Here is a 16,481-nt window from a genome sequence, read left to right as displayed (position 1 = left end):
ACACCCCGCCGGCCGTCAGCCCGCCGCGCCACCCCCGGCCAGCTCCGCCAGCAGGTCGCGGAGGACCGGACCCGCCGACCCCGAACCGCTCTCCGCCCCCTCCACCACGCACGCCACCGCGATCTCGCCGTCGTACGCGACCAGCCAGCCGTTGTTGTTCCCGTCCTCCGTCACCTCGGCCGTTCCCGTCTTCGCCCCCACCTCGCCGGGCACCCCAGCCAGCACCTTCGCCGACCCGTCCGTCACCGTGTCCCGCATCAGCGACCGCAACTGCTTCACCACCGCCCCCGGCAGCGGCTTCGTCGCCACCGCCGGCTGCTCCGCCCCCTTCACCAGCAGCGGCTGGTGGAACGTCCCCGACACCGCCGTAGCCGTCACCGACGCCATCGCCAGCGGATTCGTCCGCAGCCGCCCCTGCCCGAACAGCGCCGCCGCCTTCTCCGTCTCACTCGCCGGCACCGGCACCTCGGCGTCCACCGAGCCCACACCCGTCTTCCACTCCGGACCGATTCCGAAGTACTCCTTCGCGAACACGGTCATCTCGTCGTTCGCGAGACGCCCCCGCAGCGCCACGAACGCCGTGTTGCACGAGTGGATGAAGTCCTCACGGAACGAGGCACCCGGGATCTCCGAGGTCTCCACGTTGTGGAACTGCTTGCCGACCGTCAGGTACTTCGGACAGTCCACGCGTGTCTCCGGCGTCACCGCCCCCTTCGCGAGCAGCGCCGCACTCGTGACCACCTTCCACGTCGACCCCGGCGCGTACGTGCCCTGGAAAGCCCGGTTGAAGCCGCCGGCCGGCCCGTTCGCCACCGCGACCACCTCGCCGCTGTCGATCCGCACCGCGACCAGACCCGCGTTCCGCCCGTCGAGATGCCGGGCCAGCGCCTTCTCCGCCGCCGCCTGCGTCCGCGCGTCGATCGTCGTCCGCAGCGGACCGCCGCCCTCCCCGGGATCCGGCCCGAACCGCACCGCCGTCGCCCGCGTCTCGCCCGTGATCCGGTCCACGACCTGCACCTCGCCCCGCGGCTTCCCGCCACCGAGACCCAGCACCGACACCAGCGAAGGATGCTCCGCCGCCGAGATCGCCTTCCCGTCCCGGTCCACCGCCGCCAGTTCCGCCGACTCCTCCTCCACCAGCTTGAACCGCTGCTTGTCGTTGAGCTGCGGATGGATCAGCGGCAACTCCCACCGCACCCGCCATCCCGCGTCCGTACGCGCCACCGCGAGCTCGGAGCCGTACGACCACGTCCCCAGCTCCGCCACCGGCATCCGCGCCCGGTACGGGACCCGGGCAGCGGCACCCGCCGCACCGTCCACACGGGCCGCGCCCGCCGTCAGGACCGGCTTCGCGATCTCCAGACCCGCCGTGAAGTTCCGCAACGTCTCCTCGGCCTTCGCCGGCGAGTCCGTCAACCGCGCCGCGGCGGCCAGATCCCCCGCCGCCCAGCTGCTCAGGAACGCCCGCGCCGTCCGCACCGCCTCGGGATCCGCCGTCCTCGGCGCTTCCGCACCCTTCAACGGGCCGTACGCGACCGCCCACCCGGCGGCCCCCGCCACCAGCACGCCCGTCACCACCACCGCCGGCCACCGGCGCCGCCGCCTCGCCCGCCCCACCCCTGCCCGATGTGTCGTCATACCGGCAGGGAAACAGACACGCGTACGACCAGTCCAAGACTCATATGGCCATGCAAGGCATAGTCGAATGCCTATCCTTGCTGCTCATGGACCTGCTCCTGCACCTGCGGTACTTCAGGACCGTCGCCGAGGAACAACACTTCGGACGGGCCGCCGCCCGCCTGCGCATGGCCCAGCCCTCCCTCTCCCAGCGCATCCAGCGCCTCGAACGCGAACTCGGCGTCCGCCTCCTCGACCGCGGAGCCCGCGGCGCCACCCTCACCCCCGCCGGCCGCCTCGTCCTCGCCGAGGCCGACCTCCTCCTCGCCGCCGCCGACCGGCTCACCGCCACCGTCGCCCGCGTCCACAGCGGCGCCGCCGGCACCCTCCGCGCCGCCGTACCCCCCGGCCTCGGCGCCACCGCCGTCAGCGCCCTCCTCACCGCCTTCCGCGAACGCTCACCCGGCGCCACCCTCGACCTCCGCGAACTCCCCACCACCGAACAGACCGCCGAACTCACCGCCGGCACCCTCGACGTCGGGATCGTCCGCCACCCCTGCCCCGCCCCCGGCCTCGCCTTCGGACCCACCCTCCACCAGCCCCTCGGCGCCCTCCTCGCCGCCGACGACCCCCTCGCCACCCCGCCCGAACTCCCCGCCGCCGCCCTCACCGGCCGCGACCTCGTCCTCTTCCCCCGCGCCGAGGCTCCCGCCCTCCACGACGAGACCCTCACCGCCTGCGCCCGGCACGGCTGCACCCCCGCCGCCGTCATCGCCGCCACCGGAGCCGACTTCACCCGCGGCCTCGTCCTCTCCGGCGGCGCCGTCGCCCTCGTCCCGCGCACCCCCGACGAGGCCGGCACCGTCTGGCGCCCCCTCCACGGCTCCCCCGTCACCTGGCGCACCACCACCGTCTGGCCCGAGGGCAAGGACAGCCCCGCCGTACGCCTCTTCGCCGACACCGCCCACGCAGTCCTCCGCGCCCACGCGGACATGCGCACCGCCCCATCCGCGAGGATGGTCTTCCCCCGCCCCGCATCGGAGTTCCCCCTGTGACCGCGCATGCCGCAACCCGCCGCCGCATCACCGCGGCCTTCGCCGACGCGGGCGTCACCGGACAGCTCCACGCCACCGACATCGACACGGGCGCCGCACTCGGCATCGGCTCCGACACCCTCGTACCGACCGCCAGCGTCCACAAGCTCTGCCTCGTCGCCACCCTCTACCGGCAGGCGTCACTCGGCCTCGTCGACCCCACCCGACCCGTCGACATCCCCGCCGAAGACCGCGCCCCCGGCGCCACCGGCCTCTCCGTCATGCGCGACGCCGCCCGGCTCTCCCTCCGCGACCTCGCGAGCCTCGCCGTCGCCGTCAGCGACAACACCGCCGCCGACCTCCTCTGGGACGCCCTCGGCCTCGACACCGTCAACGCCACCATGACCGGCCTCGGGCTGACCCGCACCCACGCCGTCCAGACCATGCGAGAACTCCTCACGACCGTCCGCGAGGACGCCCACGGCGAACCCACCGCACTCACCGACCCCGCCGTCGTCGCCCGGCTCCGCGCCCTCGACCCGACCCGCACCAACCGCTCGACCCCCCGCGAGATCACCGCCCTGCTCGCCGCCGTCTGGCGCGACGAGGTCTGCCCGGGGGAGTACGGGGAAGAGCTGCGGGCCCTCCTCGGCCGTCAGGCCTGGAGCCACCGGCTCGCCGCAGGCTTCCCCTTCGACGACGTCCGGGTCAGCGGGAAGACCGGCTCCCTGCCCACGCTCCGGCACGAGGCGGGCGTCGTCGAGTACCCCGACGGCGGGCGGTACGCCGTGGCCGTCTTCACCCGCGCGGCCTCCACGGACGTGACACTGCCCGCGGCGGACGCGGTGATCGGCGCGGCGGCGAGGATCGCGGTGGACGCGCTCAGGACCCCGTGAACGCGGAAGAGGCCGCCTCCCCCGAAGGGGAAGCGGCCTCTCTCACTCACCGAACCGTGGCTCAGTGCTCCTCGAAGAGGCTCGTCACCGAACCGTCCTCGAACACCTCGCGCACGGCGCGCGCGATCGTCGGAGCGATCGACAGGACCGTGATCTTGTCGAGCTCAAGGGCGCCCGGCACGGGCAGCGTGTCCGTGAAGACGAACTCGCTGACCTTGGAGTTCTTCAGGCGGTCGGCGGCCGGGCCCGACAGGATGCCGTGCGTGGCCGTCACGATGACGTCCTCGGCACCGTGCGCGAACAGGGCGTCCGCGGCGGCGCAGATCGTGCCACCGGTGTCGACCATGTCGTCCACCAGGACGCAGACGCGGCCCTTCACGTCACCGACGACCTCGTGGACGGTGACCTGGTTGGCGACGTCCTTGTCGCGGCGCTTGTGCACGATCGCCAGCGGCGCGTCGAGACGGTCGCACCAGCGGTCGGCGACGCGCACGCGGCCGGCGTCCGGGGAGACGATCGTCAGCTTGGCGCGGTCGACCTTCGCACCGACGTAGTCGGCGAGGACGGGCAGCGCCGACAGGTGGTCCACCGGGCCGTCGAAGAAGCCCTGGATCTGGTCGGTGTGCAGGTCCACGGTCAGGATGCGGTCCGCACCGGCCGTCTCCAGCAGGTCCGCGACCAGACGGGCCGAGATCGGCTCGCGACCGCGGTGCTTCTTGTCCTGACGGGCGTAGCCGTACGACGGGATGATCACGGTGATGCTCCGGGCCGAGGCCCGCTTCAGCGCATCGACCATGATCAGCTGCTCCATGATCCACTTGTTGATCGGAGCCGTGTGGCTCTGGATCAGGAAGCAGTCCGCGCCGCGGGCCGACTCCTGGAAGCGGACGTAGATCTCACCGTTGGCGAAGTCGAACGCCTTGGTGGGAACGAGACCGACGCCCAGCTGGTGCGCGACCTCCTCGGCCAGCTCGGGGTGGGCGCGGCCGGAGAAGAGCATCAGCTTCTTCTCGCCGGTCGTCTTGATCCCGGTCACAGCACTGTCTCCTCAGACGTGTTCTCTGGCCGCGGACCCACGCCCTGCGAGCGCGTGTGCGAACCAGCCGAATTTGTGTGCACGTATCACGGTACGCCGAGTTCGACGCACCCGTTTCCGGTCAGCTTTCGCTTGTGGGGTTCTCCGAGGCGACCTGAGCGGCCTGCGCGGCAGCGCTGCCGGGCCGCTTCCGGGCCACCCAACCCTCGATATTCCGCTGCTGGCCCCGGGCCACGGCCAGCGCACCGGCCGGGACGTCCTTCGTGATCACGGAGCCGGCGGCGGTGTAGGCGCCGTCCCCGATGGTGACGGGAGCCACAAACATGTTGTCCGAACCCGTCTTGCAGTGGGAGCCGACCGTCGTGTGGTGCTTGGCCTCGCCGTCGTAGTTCACGAAGACGCTCGCGGCACCGATGTTCGTGAACTCGCCGATGGTCGCGTCGCCCACGTACGACAGATGGGGGACCTTGGTGCCCTCGCCGATCGTCGCGTTCTTCATCTCGACGTACGTGCCGGCCTTGGCCTTCGCGCCGAGGTTCGTGCCCGGACGGAGGTACGCGTACGGCCCCACGGAGGCGCCGTCGCCGACCACGGCGGTGTCGGAGACGGTGTTGTCCACGCGGGCGCCCTTGCCGACCCGGGTGTCCTTGAGGCGGGTGTTCGGGCCGACCACGGCGTCCTCGGCGACGTGCGTCGCGCCGAGCAGCTGCGTACCGGGCAGGATCACGGCGTCGGCCTCGAAGGTCACCGTCACGTCCACGAAGACGGAAGCGGGGTCGACGACCGTGACGCCGGCCATCATGGCCTGCTCGAGGAGGCGCTGGTTCAGCAGCGCACGGGCCTCGGAGAGCTGCACCCGGTTGTTGATGCCGAGGATCTCGCGGTGGTCGCCGGCGACGGAGGCACCGACGCGGTGGCCGGCCTCGCGCAGGATCGACAGGACGTCGGTGAGGTACTCCTCGCCCTGGCTGTTGTCCGTCCGCACCTTGCCGAGCGCGTCGGCCAGCAGCTTGCCGTCGAACGCGAACACGCCGGAGTTGATCTCGCGGATCGCGAGCTGCTCGGCGGAGGCGTCCTTGTGCTCGACGATCTCGGTGACGGCGCCGGAGGCGTCCCGCACGATCCGGCCGTAGCCGGTGGAGTCCGGCACCTCGGCGGTCAGCACGGTCACGGCGTTGCCGTCGGCGGCGTGCGTGCCGGCCAGGGCCCGCAGCGTCTCCCCGGACAGCAGCGGGGTGTCACCGCACACGACCACGACGGTCCCGTCCGGCGCGGAGCCCAGCTCCTCCAGGGCCATCCGCACGGCGTGCCCGGTGCCGTTCTGCTCCTCCTGGACGGCGGTCCGGGTCCCGGCGTAGTGCGCCTCCAGGTGACCCTTCACCTGCTCACGGGCGTGCCCGACGACCACGACGAGGTGCTCGGGCTCCAGCTCCCGGGCGGCGGACACGACATGTCCGACGAGCGAACGCCCGGCGATGTCGTGCAGGACCTTGGGGGTCTTCGACTTCATGCGGGTGCCCTCACCCGCTGCGAGGACGACGACGGCTGCCGGGCGGTTGGCGCTCACGGGAATGCCCTTCGGCTTTGGGTGGTGGACGCACGAAGGATACCGGGGGGCCGGGGGGCGGACATGAGTGCGGGTCCCGACCGTGGTGGTCAGGACCCGAATGAAGAAGCTCCCCCGCCAGGACTCGAACCCGGACATAAGGCACCAAAAGCCTCAGTGCTGCCAATTACACCACAGGGGATAGCACCTGGGGCCAAAACGGACATGCCGTCAGTCCTGTGCCCCGGCGGCATCCACTATGCCGTACCAGCAGCCTTCCGTGCGACGGTATAGCCCGGTGCTCCGCGCGACGCAAAAGCGCAGACGGGCGCCCGTAGGGTGGAGGGCATGACCACAACGGGGGCAGATCGGGACGCTGCGGGCGTTCGTTCGGGGAGTTGGTGGTGGTGGGGAAGACGGCGGAGTGTCGTTCTTGATGTGGGGCTCGCCCTCGTGTCCGCGCTGGAGTGCGGGTTCGAGGGGGTCGGGTTCGCCGAGAAGGCCGGGCTGCCCGTGCCCGTCGGGGTGCTGTTCGGGCTGATCGTCGGGTCCGCGCTGCTCGTGCGGCGGCGGTGGCCGATTTCCGTCGTCCTCGTCTCCATGGCCGTCACGCCCGCCGAGATGGGCTACCTGATGGGGATCGTCGGGCTGTACACGCTCGCCGCCTCCGAGGTGCCGCGCCGGATCACCGCCGTCCTCGCCTCGATGTCGACCGTCGCCGTCTTCGTGGTGACCGTGGTGCGGATGCGCCAGGACGTCGCACAGGCGGACGTCGGTCAGCCGGACCTCGATCCGAGCGGCTGGTACGTACTCGTCGTGTCGCTCTTCATGACCCTCGGGCTCAACGCGCCGCCGGTCCTCTTCGGCCTCTACATAGGGGCCCGGCGCCGGCTCATGGAGAGCCTGCGCGAGCGGGCCGACAGCCTGGAGCAGGAACTGTCGCTCCTCGCGGACCGGGCCGAGCAGCGCGCGCAGTGGGCGCGGCAGGAGGAGCGGACCCGGATCGCCCGGGAGATGCACGACGTGGTCGCCCACCGGGTGTCGCTCATGGTCGTGCACGCCGCGGCGCTCCAGGCGGTCGCCCTGAAGGATCCGCAGAAGGCCGTGCGGAACGCCGCCCTGGTCGGCGACATGGGGCGGCAGGCCCTGACGGAGCTGCGGGAGATGCTGGGCGTGCTCAGGGAGGAGACCGTGCCCGTCGCTCCGGCCGCGGTCCCGCTCGCCGCCGTGGGGCGGGCCGCTGCCGCCGCCGCGGAGGCCGCCGCGGACGACGGCCCGCGCCTCGACGCCCTGGAGGCGCTGTGCGAGCAGTCGCGGCTCGCCGGGGCGGTCGTGGAGCTCGTGGTGCTGGGGGAGGCGCGCGCGTATCCGCCGGAGGTGGAGCGTACGGCGTACCGGGTGGTGCAGGAGGCGCTGACCAACGTCCACAAGCACGCGGTGGGCGCCGCGGTCGTGGTGCGGCTCGCGCACCGGGAGGCCGAGGTCGCGATGCAGGTGGAGAACGGCCCCTGTCCGTCGGACGCCGGCGGCTCGGACGCACGGCTGCCGAGTGGCGGGAACGGGATCGTCGGGATGCGGGAGCGGGTCTCGCGGCTCGGCGGCGTGTTCGTGTCCGGCGCGACGGACGCGGGCGGGTTCCGCGTGTCGGCCGTGCTCCCGACGGGGGAGTGACGGGGGAGTAGGGGGTCCGGGGCCCTCGGTTTCCCGGTCCTGCCCCGCCGTGAGGGCCGAAGGGCGCCCGCTTCCTATCCCGCCGTCGTCAGGCGCGTCGGCTGGACGCCCGTGATCAGTGTCGACAGGGCCGCGTCGATGTCCTTGCCGAGGTACCAGTCGCCGGCGTGGTCGAGGCTGTAGACCCGGCCCTCGGCGTCCATCGCGAGGACGGCCTGGTGTTCGCCCTCCTCCCCGAGCGGCGCCAGCTCGCTCTCCAGCGCGCGCCCCAGGTCGGCGAGGGTGCGCGCGAGGTGGAGTCCGGCGAGCGGGTCGAAGCGGACGGTCGTGGGCGCTATCGTCCGCCCGTGCCCGGGCGAGGTGATCCGCAGGCCGCCGAACTCCGCCCAGGCCTCGACCGCCGCGGGGAAGACGCTGTGCCGGTGCCCGGCGGGGGAGACGTGGGCGCGCAGGGCGTCCGCCCACTCCTCGGCGAGCTTGATGTCCCAGCGGCCGGGCTGCCAGCCGGCCTCGCGGAGGGCGGCGTCGACGTTGACCGGGAAGCGCGTGGTGCTGAGGTGGTCGGGCATGGGGGTGCGGTCAGCCGTTCTCGACAGGTGTCGTGGGGTCGACGGTGCGGACACCGAAGTGGGCGAGCATCGCCGTACAGGAGCGACAGGGTGCCGCGTAACTGCCGTGGAGCGGGTCGCCGTCCTCCCTGATGCGCCGGGCGGTGAGCTTGGCGTGCTTGAGGGACCGGCGGGCCTCGCCGGGGGTCAGCGGCTTGCGCTGGGCGCGCTTGGAACGGCCGTTCTCGGTGGCGGTGAGGTGCCGGGAGAGCAGGATCGCCTCGGGGCAGCGCCCGGTGAAGCGTTCCCGCTGGTTGCTGGTGAGGGTGTCCAGGAAGTCCTGGACGAGCGCGTGCAGGAGGGGCGGGCGGTCGCCGCGGCCCGCGGTGCACGTGAGGGTCTCGCCGCGTACGGAGAGGGCGGCCCCGACGGTGGGGAGGATTCCGTCGCGGCGGTGTCGCAGTAAGGGCGCACGCGTGGCCTCGGCGCTGCTGCTCCAGTTGAGGCGTGGGTCACCCTGTGTGGGCGTCGTTGCTGTCTGCATGGTGCTGGTCTTCCCCTCCTGCAATCCCCCGAGTTGCGTGCACAGCCTGCCAAATAGGGAGCCATATGGGGAAGCTGGGGGCGCGATTGGTGGGGCCGGTGTGTCGGAATCATGGTGCAACTGTCATGGCGTCGTGACACTTGGTCACCGTCGGGCGGGGGCCGTTCGGGCTCTTGTGGCAGCGCATAGGCTGTGCCAGATCAGTCGGTAGCAGCAGTAGCAGCTAGCAGCAGTCAGCGACGCCAGTGCAGGGGGCAACCGCCATGACGACAGGTCGGCTCGGGCAGGACACCGCGCCACCGAACGCGGCCTACGCCGGGCAGGTCGTGCATTTTCCGGATCCGGTCCGCGCCGGCCGTCACCCCAGAGGGGTACGGATCGACGAGCACGGCCACCCGGACTTCTCGCCGTACGCGCGTGCGGCGGCGGAGATCGCCGACCCTCCGGAGGGCTTCGGCGTCGACGAGCTGCGTCTCACGGACTACGTGTCGGCGAACGCGGCGATGGCGGCGACCGGTCATGAGCTGTGGGACACGATCCCGTCGGTGGCGACCCCGCACGGCTGGACCTGGCACCACGTGGCGCGCAGTCGTCGGATGGAACTCGTGCCGGTCGAGGTGAAGGCGCTGCTGCGCCACCACGGTGGGGTGGCGACGGCCGCCGTCGATCACGGGAAGCGCGGCACGCGGCCGCTCCAGGAGACCCGTCCCGCGCACTTCGGCCTGCCGAAGACGCTCGTGTCGGTGTCGGAGTCGCAGCTCCAGGGCGTCGAGGAGGACCTCGGCTACCGGCTGCCCGGCGCGTACCGCTCGTTCCTGAAGGCGGCGGGCGGGTGCGCGCCGGTGGGCGCGGCGCTCGACGCCGAGCTGGGGCTCCTGGTCGACCAGCCGTTCTTCACGGTGCGGGAGCAGGCGGGGGTCAACGACCTCGTCTACGTCAACAAGTGTCTGCGCGACCACCTGACCAAGGACTATCTGGGCGTCGCCTTCGTCCAGGGCGGCCTGGTCGCGGTGAAGGTGCGGGGCGACGCGATCGGCTCGGTGTGGTTCTGCGCGTACGACGACGCGCGGGACTCCGGGCCGGAGGCGGCGGGCTGGACGGTGGCCGAGCGGGTGCAGCGGCTGCTGCTGCCCTGCGGTGAGGACTTCGACGCGTTCCTGCAGCGCCTCGCCGGCAATCCGCCGGAGCTGGAGACGGTGGCGAACCTGATGGTGGACGGCGGCTTCGCGCGCGCCGTGCCCGTGGTCGCGGTAGGGGAGTGAGCTGGCTGTGGTGACGTTCGCGCAGGCGCAGGAGCGCGCCGAGGAATGGATCAACGGCGACCTGCCGGCGTACCAGCACCGTGAGGTGCGGGTGCGGGAGTTCGAGCTGGGCTTCGTGGTGTGGTCGGAGGACCGCCAGGGCGGTCCGGTCTCGGACGGCGGCCGGCAGCGGCTGGTCATCGCGCGAGACAGCGGCGAGGCCACGCTGTGGCCGGGGCTGCCGGTGGGCGAGGTGATCCGCCGGTACGAGGAGGAGTACGGGTCGTCGGAGGAGGCGGCCGCTCCGGCGGCGCCCCAGGCGGCCCGGATCGACCTGAACCAGACGTCGTTCCTGCTGAGTCCGCCGGAGTGGCTCCAGGACGCGGCGGACCGGATCGGACTGCCGCAGGGGCCGAACGCGTCGCAGGAGGGCGGGAGCTCGTCCGCGCCGGTGGATGACGCCTCGGATGCGGTGGCTGTGCCGGTGGCTGTGGCTGATGCGGGAGCTTCGGTTTCTGCTTCGGCCTCGGCTTCGGTTTCTGTGGCGTCGTCGGTTGGTGCGGAGGAGCCGACGGCTCCGGTCGCGGCTGCTCCGGTTGCTCCGGTTGCTCCGGCTGCGCCGGTTGCTCCGCCGGCGCCGCCCGCTCCCGTACCCACCCCCGCTCCCGCTGCGAGTCCGTGGGCGGATGCGAACGCGAGTTCCGGTGGTGTGGACGGGGCGGTGCCGCTACCCGCGACCGTGTTCGCGCCGCCGCTGTCGGGGACGGACGACGAGGACACCCCGCCCCCGTCGGTGGGTGCCGACGCGCCGACCGCCCTGATGAAGGGGGGCAGCGCGCTGCCCCCGACCGCCGTGGCCCCGCGGCTCGACCCGGCCGCGCCGCCGCCGGTGGCTCCGGTGGCTCCGGTGGCGCCTCCGGTGCAGCCCGCGCCGCCCGTTCCGCCGGTGCAGGCCGCCGGGCCCGGTGTGCCGCCGCCTCCGCCGCCCGCGCCCCGGGCGCCGGGTGCCGGGGACATCGCGGACGCCGCGACGAGCAAGGCCGCGCTGTCGCCGAAGAGCGGGCGCGGTCCGGCGACGCCGCCTCCGCCGCCGGGCGCTCCGGGTGTGCCGGGTGTTCCCGGTGGGTCGGGCGCCCCCGCGTACGTACCGACGCAGCTGGTGTCGCAGCTCGGGCCCGAGGGGCTTCAGCCGCCCGGTCCGCCCGGGCCTCCGTCCCCTCCGGGGCCTCCTGGGCCTCCCGGCCCTCCGTCTCCTCCCGGTCCGCCGACTCCGCCGCAGCCCGTGCACCAGGCGGCGACGATGCTGGCGCACCCGGGTCAGGGTGGTCCGGGCGCGCCTCCGCCGCCCCCGCCGCCGCCGGGTGTGCCCGGTGGGACGCCCGCGGGCGGTGTCGCGCATGCGGCGACGATGCTGGCGCACCCCGGTCCGGGTGGTCCGGCGGTGCCGCCGCCTCCGGGTCCGCCGGCTCCGCCGCCCCCGGTGCACGGCGGGCAGACGCCGCCGCCCGGCCCCGGTCCGGTCCCTCCCGCGTACGGGTACCCACAGCCCGCCGGCCAGCCGACCGTCGGCCCCGGCTACCAGGCGGTGCTGCGCTACCGGGCGCCCGACGGTTCCGAGGCGCAGATCATCCGGCGTTCGGCGCCGGGCACCCCGCACCCGGAGTGGCAGATCCTGCACGAGCTGCGCGCGATGAACGTGCCGCCGCAGCAGGTGCTCGAACTGCACACCGAGCTGGAGTCCTGTGAGCTGCCGGGCGGCTACTGCGCGCGGATGATCCGGGAGACGTGGCCGCAGGCGCGGATCACGAGCATCGCCCCGTACGGCCGTGATCACACGGGCCGCCAGCAGGGCATGCGGCAACTCCTCACCCACCAGGGTGAGTTGCACCAGGTCGCGGACGGTCCGGCGCGTCCGGCGCCGGTACGGGCTCCGCTGCCGCAGGTGCAGCCGGCGCCGCCGGTCCCGCCGGAGGCGATCGCGCAGGAGCTCGCGGGGGCGTTCGGTCCGGGCATCCTCCGCTTCGACCAGCACGCGGTGTCCCGTCAGGGCGTGCCGGAGCTGGTGGCGCGGACGCTGATGTGGGCGGGCCTTCCGGCGGACTTCGGTCCGTTCTTCTGGGCGCAGCCGGCCGTGCCGGTGGTGCCGACGCTCGCGGAGCTGGCGGCGCAGCGGCAGGTACAGCCGGCGCCGGACGCGAGCTCGTACCTGGTGCTCGGTTCGGACTTCGGGCGGGCGATCTGCGTCCAGTACGGGACCGCGCACATCGTGGCGGTGCCGGTGGAGGCCGGTCCTGGCGGGCAGTCGGTGCCGCCGCAGTTCGTGAACACGGGACTGCCGGAGTTCACGCGTGCGATGGCGCTGCTCGGCCGGATGTGGCGGCTGCGCTTCGGGCTCAACCCGGAGCAGGCGGGTCGCTGGACGGTCGACTTCCAGGCGCAGCTCGCGATGCTGGACCCGGCGGCGCTGTCGTCGCCGGAGAACTGGTGGTCCGTGCTGCTTGAGCAGATGTGGGACGGCCTTCTGTAGTCCGTTCTGCAGTCCGTTCTGCCATCTGTTCTGTAGGCACAGTTGGACAGAATGTGATGAAAGGCGCTCGACGTGTATCCACGTTGGGCGCCTTTTGTCCGTTCTCATGACGCATCCTGGACGTTCGGGCCGTTGGGGTCACAGGGAAGGGGCGTCAGGGATGAATTTCGCTGTCGGACGGGGGCGCGGATACCGCCCCGAGCAGGTCGACCGCCACCTCGCCGCGCTCTCCGAGGAGAGGGACGGGGCGTGGGAGCGGGCGGCGCGGCTCACCGTCCTCGCGAAAGACATGGAGGCGGAGGCCGCGCGGCTGCGCGAGGCCGTCGCGGCGCTCGCGCCCCAGCGGTACGAGGCGCTGAGCGACCGGGCGCGGAAGATCCTGGCGATGGCCGAGCAGGAGGACGAGACGCTCGTCCGTGCCGCGGAGGCCGAGGCGCAGGCCCTCGCGGAGGCGGCCGAAGCGGCGGCCCGGGAGGCGGAGGAGTCGGCCCGGGCGTACGCGGAGGGTGTCCGGGCGGCGGCCGAGTCGGCGGCCCGCGCGACCCTGACGGCCGCGGGCGAGCGGGCCGAGGAGCTGACGACGGACGCGGGACGCGAGGCGGCGGAGCAGCGGTCCGCGGCGCGGGAGGTCTTCGAGGAGACCAGGCGCCGGGCGGCGGAACTCCGCGCGGAGCAGCGGGACGAGCAGACGGCGGTGGGGGACGAGGCCGAGCGCACGGCGGAGGGCAAGGCGGCCGAACTGGACGCGCGCCACGAGGAGCTGTTCGCCCGCGCGGAGGAACGGCTCGCGGAGGCCCAGCGCGCCCTGGCGGAGACCGAGGAGCAGGCCCGGCACGGCCAGGAGGACGCGGAGGCCCGTGGGGAGGAGATCCTCGCGGAGGCCCGGATGAAGGGGGAGCGGGCCGAACGCGAGACGGAGCGGGTGCTGCGGGAACACGACGAGGCGCGGGACGAGATCCACGGACACATGGAGCACATCCGCAACTCGCTGGCGGCGCTGACGGGGCGGGTGGCACCGCCGTCGGAGCAGGAGCAGGAGCAGGAGCAGGAGCAGGACAAAAAGGGGGAGGGGCAGGACCCGGACCAGGGCCCGGACCAGAACCCCGACTCCGACCCCGACTCCGACCCCGACCCGGAGCAGGCCTCTTAACAGGCTCCGGAGGGCGGGGAATTCGGCTCGCGAGGCGTCGAACGGCCGGACTAGTGTCCCTCCCCATGTACATGAAGCTGACGGCCGTCACGCTCGACTGCGCCGACCCGCTGGCGCTGGCCGACTTCTACCACCGGGCCACCGGACTGCCGCTCCACGAGCGCTCGGACGCCGAGTTCGCGGGCCTCGCCCGCGGCCCCGGCGGGTCCGGACTCTTCCTCGGCTTCCAGCGAGTCGACGGTTACAGGCCCCCGTCCTGGCCCGGCCAGGACGTCCCGCAGCAGCTGCACCTCGACTTCGACGTCGACGACCTGGACGAGGCGGCGACCCGGCTCGTGGAGTGGGGCGCGACCGTGCCCGCCGCCCAGCCCCGCCCCGACCTGTGGCGCGTGGTCCTGGACCCGGCCGGGCACCCGTTCTGCCTCACGCTGCCGCGCAAGCCCCAGGAGGGCTAAGGGGTTCGTTCGAGCAGGGCGAGGCCGAGTTCGCTGGCCCGGTAGTACACCTCGCGCCGGTACCGGTGCCCGGTCACGAGGCCCGCGTCCCGCAGCACCGCGAGGTGCTGGGAGACCGCGCCGGGGCTCAGCCCGGTCTGCCGGGCGAGGCCGGTGGTCGTGGTCGGGGTGCTCGTACGGCCGAGGAGCCCCGCACGGCTGCGCCCGAGGAGCCGCGCGAGCCCGTCGCCGGGTTCCGCGTGCCGCTCCCACAGGGTGCCGACGGCCCGCGCGGGGTAGACGAGGCACGGCGGAACGCCGTCCCGCCCGGGGAGCAGGACGCAGCGGGCCGCGAAGGCGCTCGGGGCGAGGGTGATCCCGCCCCCGTCGAGCGTGAGCCGCCCGACGGGCGGGCCGGTCCAGCTCAGCCGGTCCTCCGACCATCGCAGGCTCGGGTGGAGGTGGGCGAAGACCTCCTGGATGCCGTCCTCGGCGAGCTGCCGGGTGCGGTACGCGAGGTCGGCCTCCAGTACGGCCCGGATCCGGGGCCAGTGGGGGCGTACCCCTGCCTCCCACCAGGAGAGAAGGGCCTGGGCGAGCTCAGGCTGCCCCCGGAGGGCGGTGAGCTCCTCCTCGATCTCGGCGAGCGGGCAGCGCGGGGGAGGAGCGAGGGCGTCGAGCTCCGGGAGGCGCGGGAGCAGGTCGGTGCGTTCCCTGCTGATCGTCAACGCCTGTTTGATCCAGGGGAGATGGAGGGCGTGGCGGCCGGGGTCCGCGCTCGCCCGCAGGGCGGCGATCGTCTCCCACAGCGGCGACACGGCGAACCGGAGCTGTGCCAGGTCGTCGACCCCGAACCGTATCTCTCCCATCGGACCCCCTCGTGAGCTTTTCGCCCAGACTAAAACAATGGTCGGGTCGGGCCGTGGGTGATGGTGTTCGCCGACATGACGACCACCTCCACTGCGCCTCCCTCCCCTCCCCGCCCCCGGCTCTTCCGGCTGCCGGACTTCCGGCGACTGTGGATCGGCGACACCGTGAGCCAGGCCGGCACGGCCGTCACCGTCCTCGCGCTGCCCCTCGTGGCGATCGGCCCGCTCGGCGCGTCCCCCTTCGAGGCGGGGCTGCTCGTGATGTGCGAGTACCTGGGCTTCCTGCTCCTCGGGCTGCCCGCCGGGGCGTGGGTGGACCGGATGCGCAGCCGCCGGGTCATGATCGTGGGGGATGTCGGCAGGGCCGCGCTCCTCGCGACCCTGCCGCTCGCCGCCTGGCTGGACGTCCTGACGCTTCCTCAGCTGTACGGCGTGGCCTTCGGGTTGTCCGTCCTCACGGCGTTCTTCGACATCGCGTACCAGACCCAGCTGCCCCGGCTCGTCGACGAGGACCGGCTGGTGGAGGCGAACGTGGCCCTCGAAGCGTCCCGTACGGTCACGGCGGCCGGGGGCCCCGGTGCGGGCGGCGCGCTCGTCGCGGCGGTGACGGCCCCGGTGGCGCTCGTCGTCGACGCCGTCACCTTCCTCGCCTCCGCGCTCTTCCTCTCCCGGATCCGGCGCCCCGACCCCCGGCCCGAGCCGCGCCCGGGGGCCCGGCTGCGGGACGAGATCGCCGAGGGGCTCCGGTTCGTGTTCCGTGACCGGCTGCTGCGGGCGCTGACGCTCACCGCCGCGATCTCCAACCTCTGCGGCACGATCGGCACGTCCATGCTTCTCGTGCTGCTCGCCGGGGAGTTGGGGCTTTCGCCGTTCCTGTGCGGGCTCGTGTTCACGGCGGAGGCGGTCGGCGGCTTCTTCGGCAGCCTGCTCACGACCAGGGTCGCCGCCCGTCTCGGCCAGGGGCGCGCGATGTGCGCCTCGGTGGTCGTCAGCGGCGTGCTGTGGCTGCTCGCGCTGCCGTTCTTCCACGCGGACTGGCGGTACGCGGTGGCCTGCGTGCTCCAGGGCCTCGGCTGGACCGCGTTCATGACCTTCAAGATCAGCTCGGTGGCGCTCCGCCAGCGCCTCAGCCCGGCCCCGCTGCTCGGCCGGGTGACGGCGACCTTCCGGTTCGTGGTGTGGGGCTGCATGCCCCTGGGCGCGCTCGCCGGCGGTCTGCTCGGCCAGTACGCGAGCGTCCGGACGGCGCTCTGGACGGGAGCCCTGGGCGAGCTCCTCGCGGTGGTGCCACTGCTGCTGGTGGTGCGGGGCCGGCGGGACGTCTGAGGCGCGCCGCCCCCACCCCCACCGGCGCCCTGAAGACGGCGG

Annotated in this window: 14 protein-coding genes and 1 tRNA gene; 8 read left to right on the top strand and 7 right to left on the bottom strand. The window is 73.4% G+C overall.

The annotated features are described in order from the left end of the window. Positions 1-15: 15 nt before the first annotated feature. Positions 16-1,638: a penicillin-binding transpeptidase domain-containing protein gene (locus ACFC0G_RS14665; protein WP_376402609.1), complete on the bottom strand. Its 1,623-nt coding sequence runs from the start codon at positions 1,636-1,638 to the stop codon at positions 16-18. An 86-nt stretch (positions 1,639-1,724) separates the two neighbouring features. Here ACFC0G_RS14665 and ACFC0G_RS14660 point away from each other — a divergent pair, with 86 nt between their 5' ends. Both ACFC0G_RS14660 and ACFC0G_RS14655 read left to right on the top strand, forming a co-directional pair. After that, positions 1,725-2,672, top strand: a complete 948-nt coding sequence (locus ACFC0G_RS14660) for a LysR family transcriptional regulator (RefSeq protein WP_376402606.1) — start codon at positions 1,725-1,727, stop codon at positions 2,670-2,672. Further along, on the top strand, positions 2,669-3,547 hold the full coding sequence (locus ACFC0G_RS14655; protein WP_376402603.1) for a serine hydrolase: 879 nt from the start codon (positions 2,669-2,671) through the stop codon (positions 3,545-3,547). Before ACFC0G_RS14660 ends, ACFC0G_RS14655 begins: the two co-directional genes overlap by 4 nt. A gap of 61 nt (positions 3,548-3,608) precedes the next feature. On the opposite strand, the gene ACFC0G_RS14650 is transcribed toward ACFC0G_RS14655, so the two are convergent. From ACFC0G_RS14650 to ACFC0G_RS14640, 3 genes are all read right to left on the bottom strand, one after another. After that, positions 3,609-4,583, bottom strand: a complete 975-nt coding sequence (locus tag ACFC0G_RS14650) for a ribose-phosphate diphosphokinase (protein WP_056649212.1) — start codon at positions 4,581-4,583, stop codon at positions 3,609-3,611. Between the two features lie 121 nt (positions 4,584-4,704). Next, positions 4,705-6,150, bottom strand: coding sequence for a bifunctional UDP-N-acetylglucosamine diphosphorylase/glucosamine-1-phosphate N-acetyltransferase GlmU (glmU, locus tag ACFC0G_RS14645; RefSeq protein WP_376402598.1), 1,446 nt, complete (start codon positions 6,148-6,150; stop codon positions 4,705-4,707). A 109-nt stretch (positions 6,151-6,259) separates the two neighbouring features. Further along, positions 6,260-6,331 (bottom strand) — tRNA-Gln (locus ACFC0G_RS14640). Between the two features lie 146 nt (positions 6,332-6,477). On the opposite strand from ACFC0G_RS14640, the gene ACFC0G_RS14635 reads away from it, so the two are divergent. After that, a complete protein-coding gene (locus ACFC0G_RS14635; RefSeq protein WP_376402595.1) occupies positions 6,478-7,800 on the top strand; it encodes a sensor histidine kinase in 1,323 nt (440 codons plus the stop codon). A 74-nt stretch (positions 7,801-7,874) separates the two neighbouring features. On the opposite strand, the gene ACFC0G_RS14630 is transcribed toward ACFC0G_RS14635, so the two are convergent. Both ACFC0G_RS14630 and ACFC0G_RS14625 read right to left on the bottom strand, forming a co-directional pair. Beyond that, on the bottom strand, positions 7,875-8,369 hold the full coding sequence (locus tag ACFC0G_RS14630; protein ID WP_376402592.1) for an SUKH-3 domain-containing protein: 495 nt from the start codon (positions 8,367-8,369) through the stop codon (positions 7,875-7,877). Between the two features lie 10 nt (positions 8,370-8,379). Further along, positions 8,380-8,892: a YwqJ-related putative deaminase gene (locus ACFC0G_RS14625; protein WP_376402589.1), complete on the bottom strand. Its 513-nt coding sequence runs from the start codon at positions 8,890-8,892 to the stop codon at positions 8,380-8,382. A gap of 263 nt (positions 8,893-9,155) precedes the next feature. Here ACFC0G_RS14625 and ACFC0G_RS14620 point away from each other — a divergent pair, with 263 nt between their 5' ends. The 4 genes from ACFC0G_RS14620 (at position 9,156) to ACFC0G_RS14605 (ending at position 14,265) form a co-directional block, all read left to right on the top strand. Beyond that, positions 9,156-10,154 carry an SMI1/KNR4 family protein gene (locus ACFC0G_RS14620; RefSeq protein WP_376402586.1) on the top strand — a complete coding sequence of 333 codons (999 nt, stop codon included), beginning with the start codon at positions 9,156-9,158 and terminating at the stop codon, positions 10,152-10,154. A 7-nt stretch (positions 10,155-10,161) separates the two neighbouring features. After that, on the top strand, positions 10,162-12,660 hold the full coding sequence (locus ACFC0G_RS14615; protein ID WP_376402583.1) for an SUKH-4 family immunity protein: 2,499 nt from the start codon (positions 10,162-10,164) through the stop codon (positions 12,658-12,660). Between the two features lie 160 nt (positions 12,661-12,820). After that, on the top strand, positions 12,821-13,810 hold the full coding sequence (locus ACFC0G_RS14610) for a cellulose-binding protein (RefSeq protein WP_376402580.1): 990 nt from the start codon (positions 12,821-12,823) through the stop codon (positions 13,808-13,810). A 65-nt stretch (positions 13,811-13,875) separates the two neighbouring features. Continuing rightward, positions 13,876-14,265, top strand: a complete 390-nt coding sequence (locus ACFC0G_RS14605) for a VOC family protein (RefSeq protein WP_376402578.1) — start codon at positions 13,876-13,878, stop codon at positions 14,263-14,265. Here the strand turns inward: ACFC0G_RS14605 and ACFC0G_RS14600 are convergent. Further along, entirely contained in the window at positions 14,262-15,113 is an 852-nt protein-coding gene (locus ACFC0G_RS14600) for an ArsR family transcriptional regulator (RefSeq protein ID WP_376402575.1), read from the bottom strand. The two genes, ACFC0G_RS14605 and ACFC0G_RS14600, sit on opposite strands and share 4 nt — an antisense overlap. Before the next feature lie 75 nt (positions 15,114-15,188). Between ACFC0G_RS14600 and ACFC0G_RS14595 the strand changes: the two genes are divergently transcribed. Beyond that, a complete protein-coding gene (locus tag ACFC0G_RS14595; RefSeq protein ID WP_376402572.1) occupies positions 15,189-16,439 on the top strand; it encodes an MFS transporter in 1,251 nt (416 codons plus the stop codon). The last annotated feature ends 42 nt before the right edge of the window (positions 16,440-16,481 follow it).

Origin of the sequence: Streptomyces sp. NPDC056169 (assembly GCF_042268445.1) — a bacterium.
GTDB lineage: Bacteria > Actinomycetota > Actinomycetes > Streptomycetales > Streptomycetaceae > Streptomyces.
Note: the sequence above shows the minus strand (reverse complement) of the source record. Positions and strands in the feature narration are given on the sequence as shown.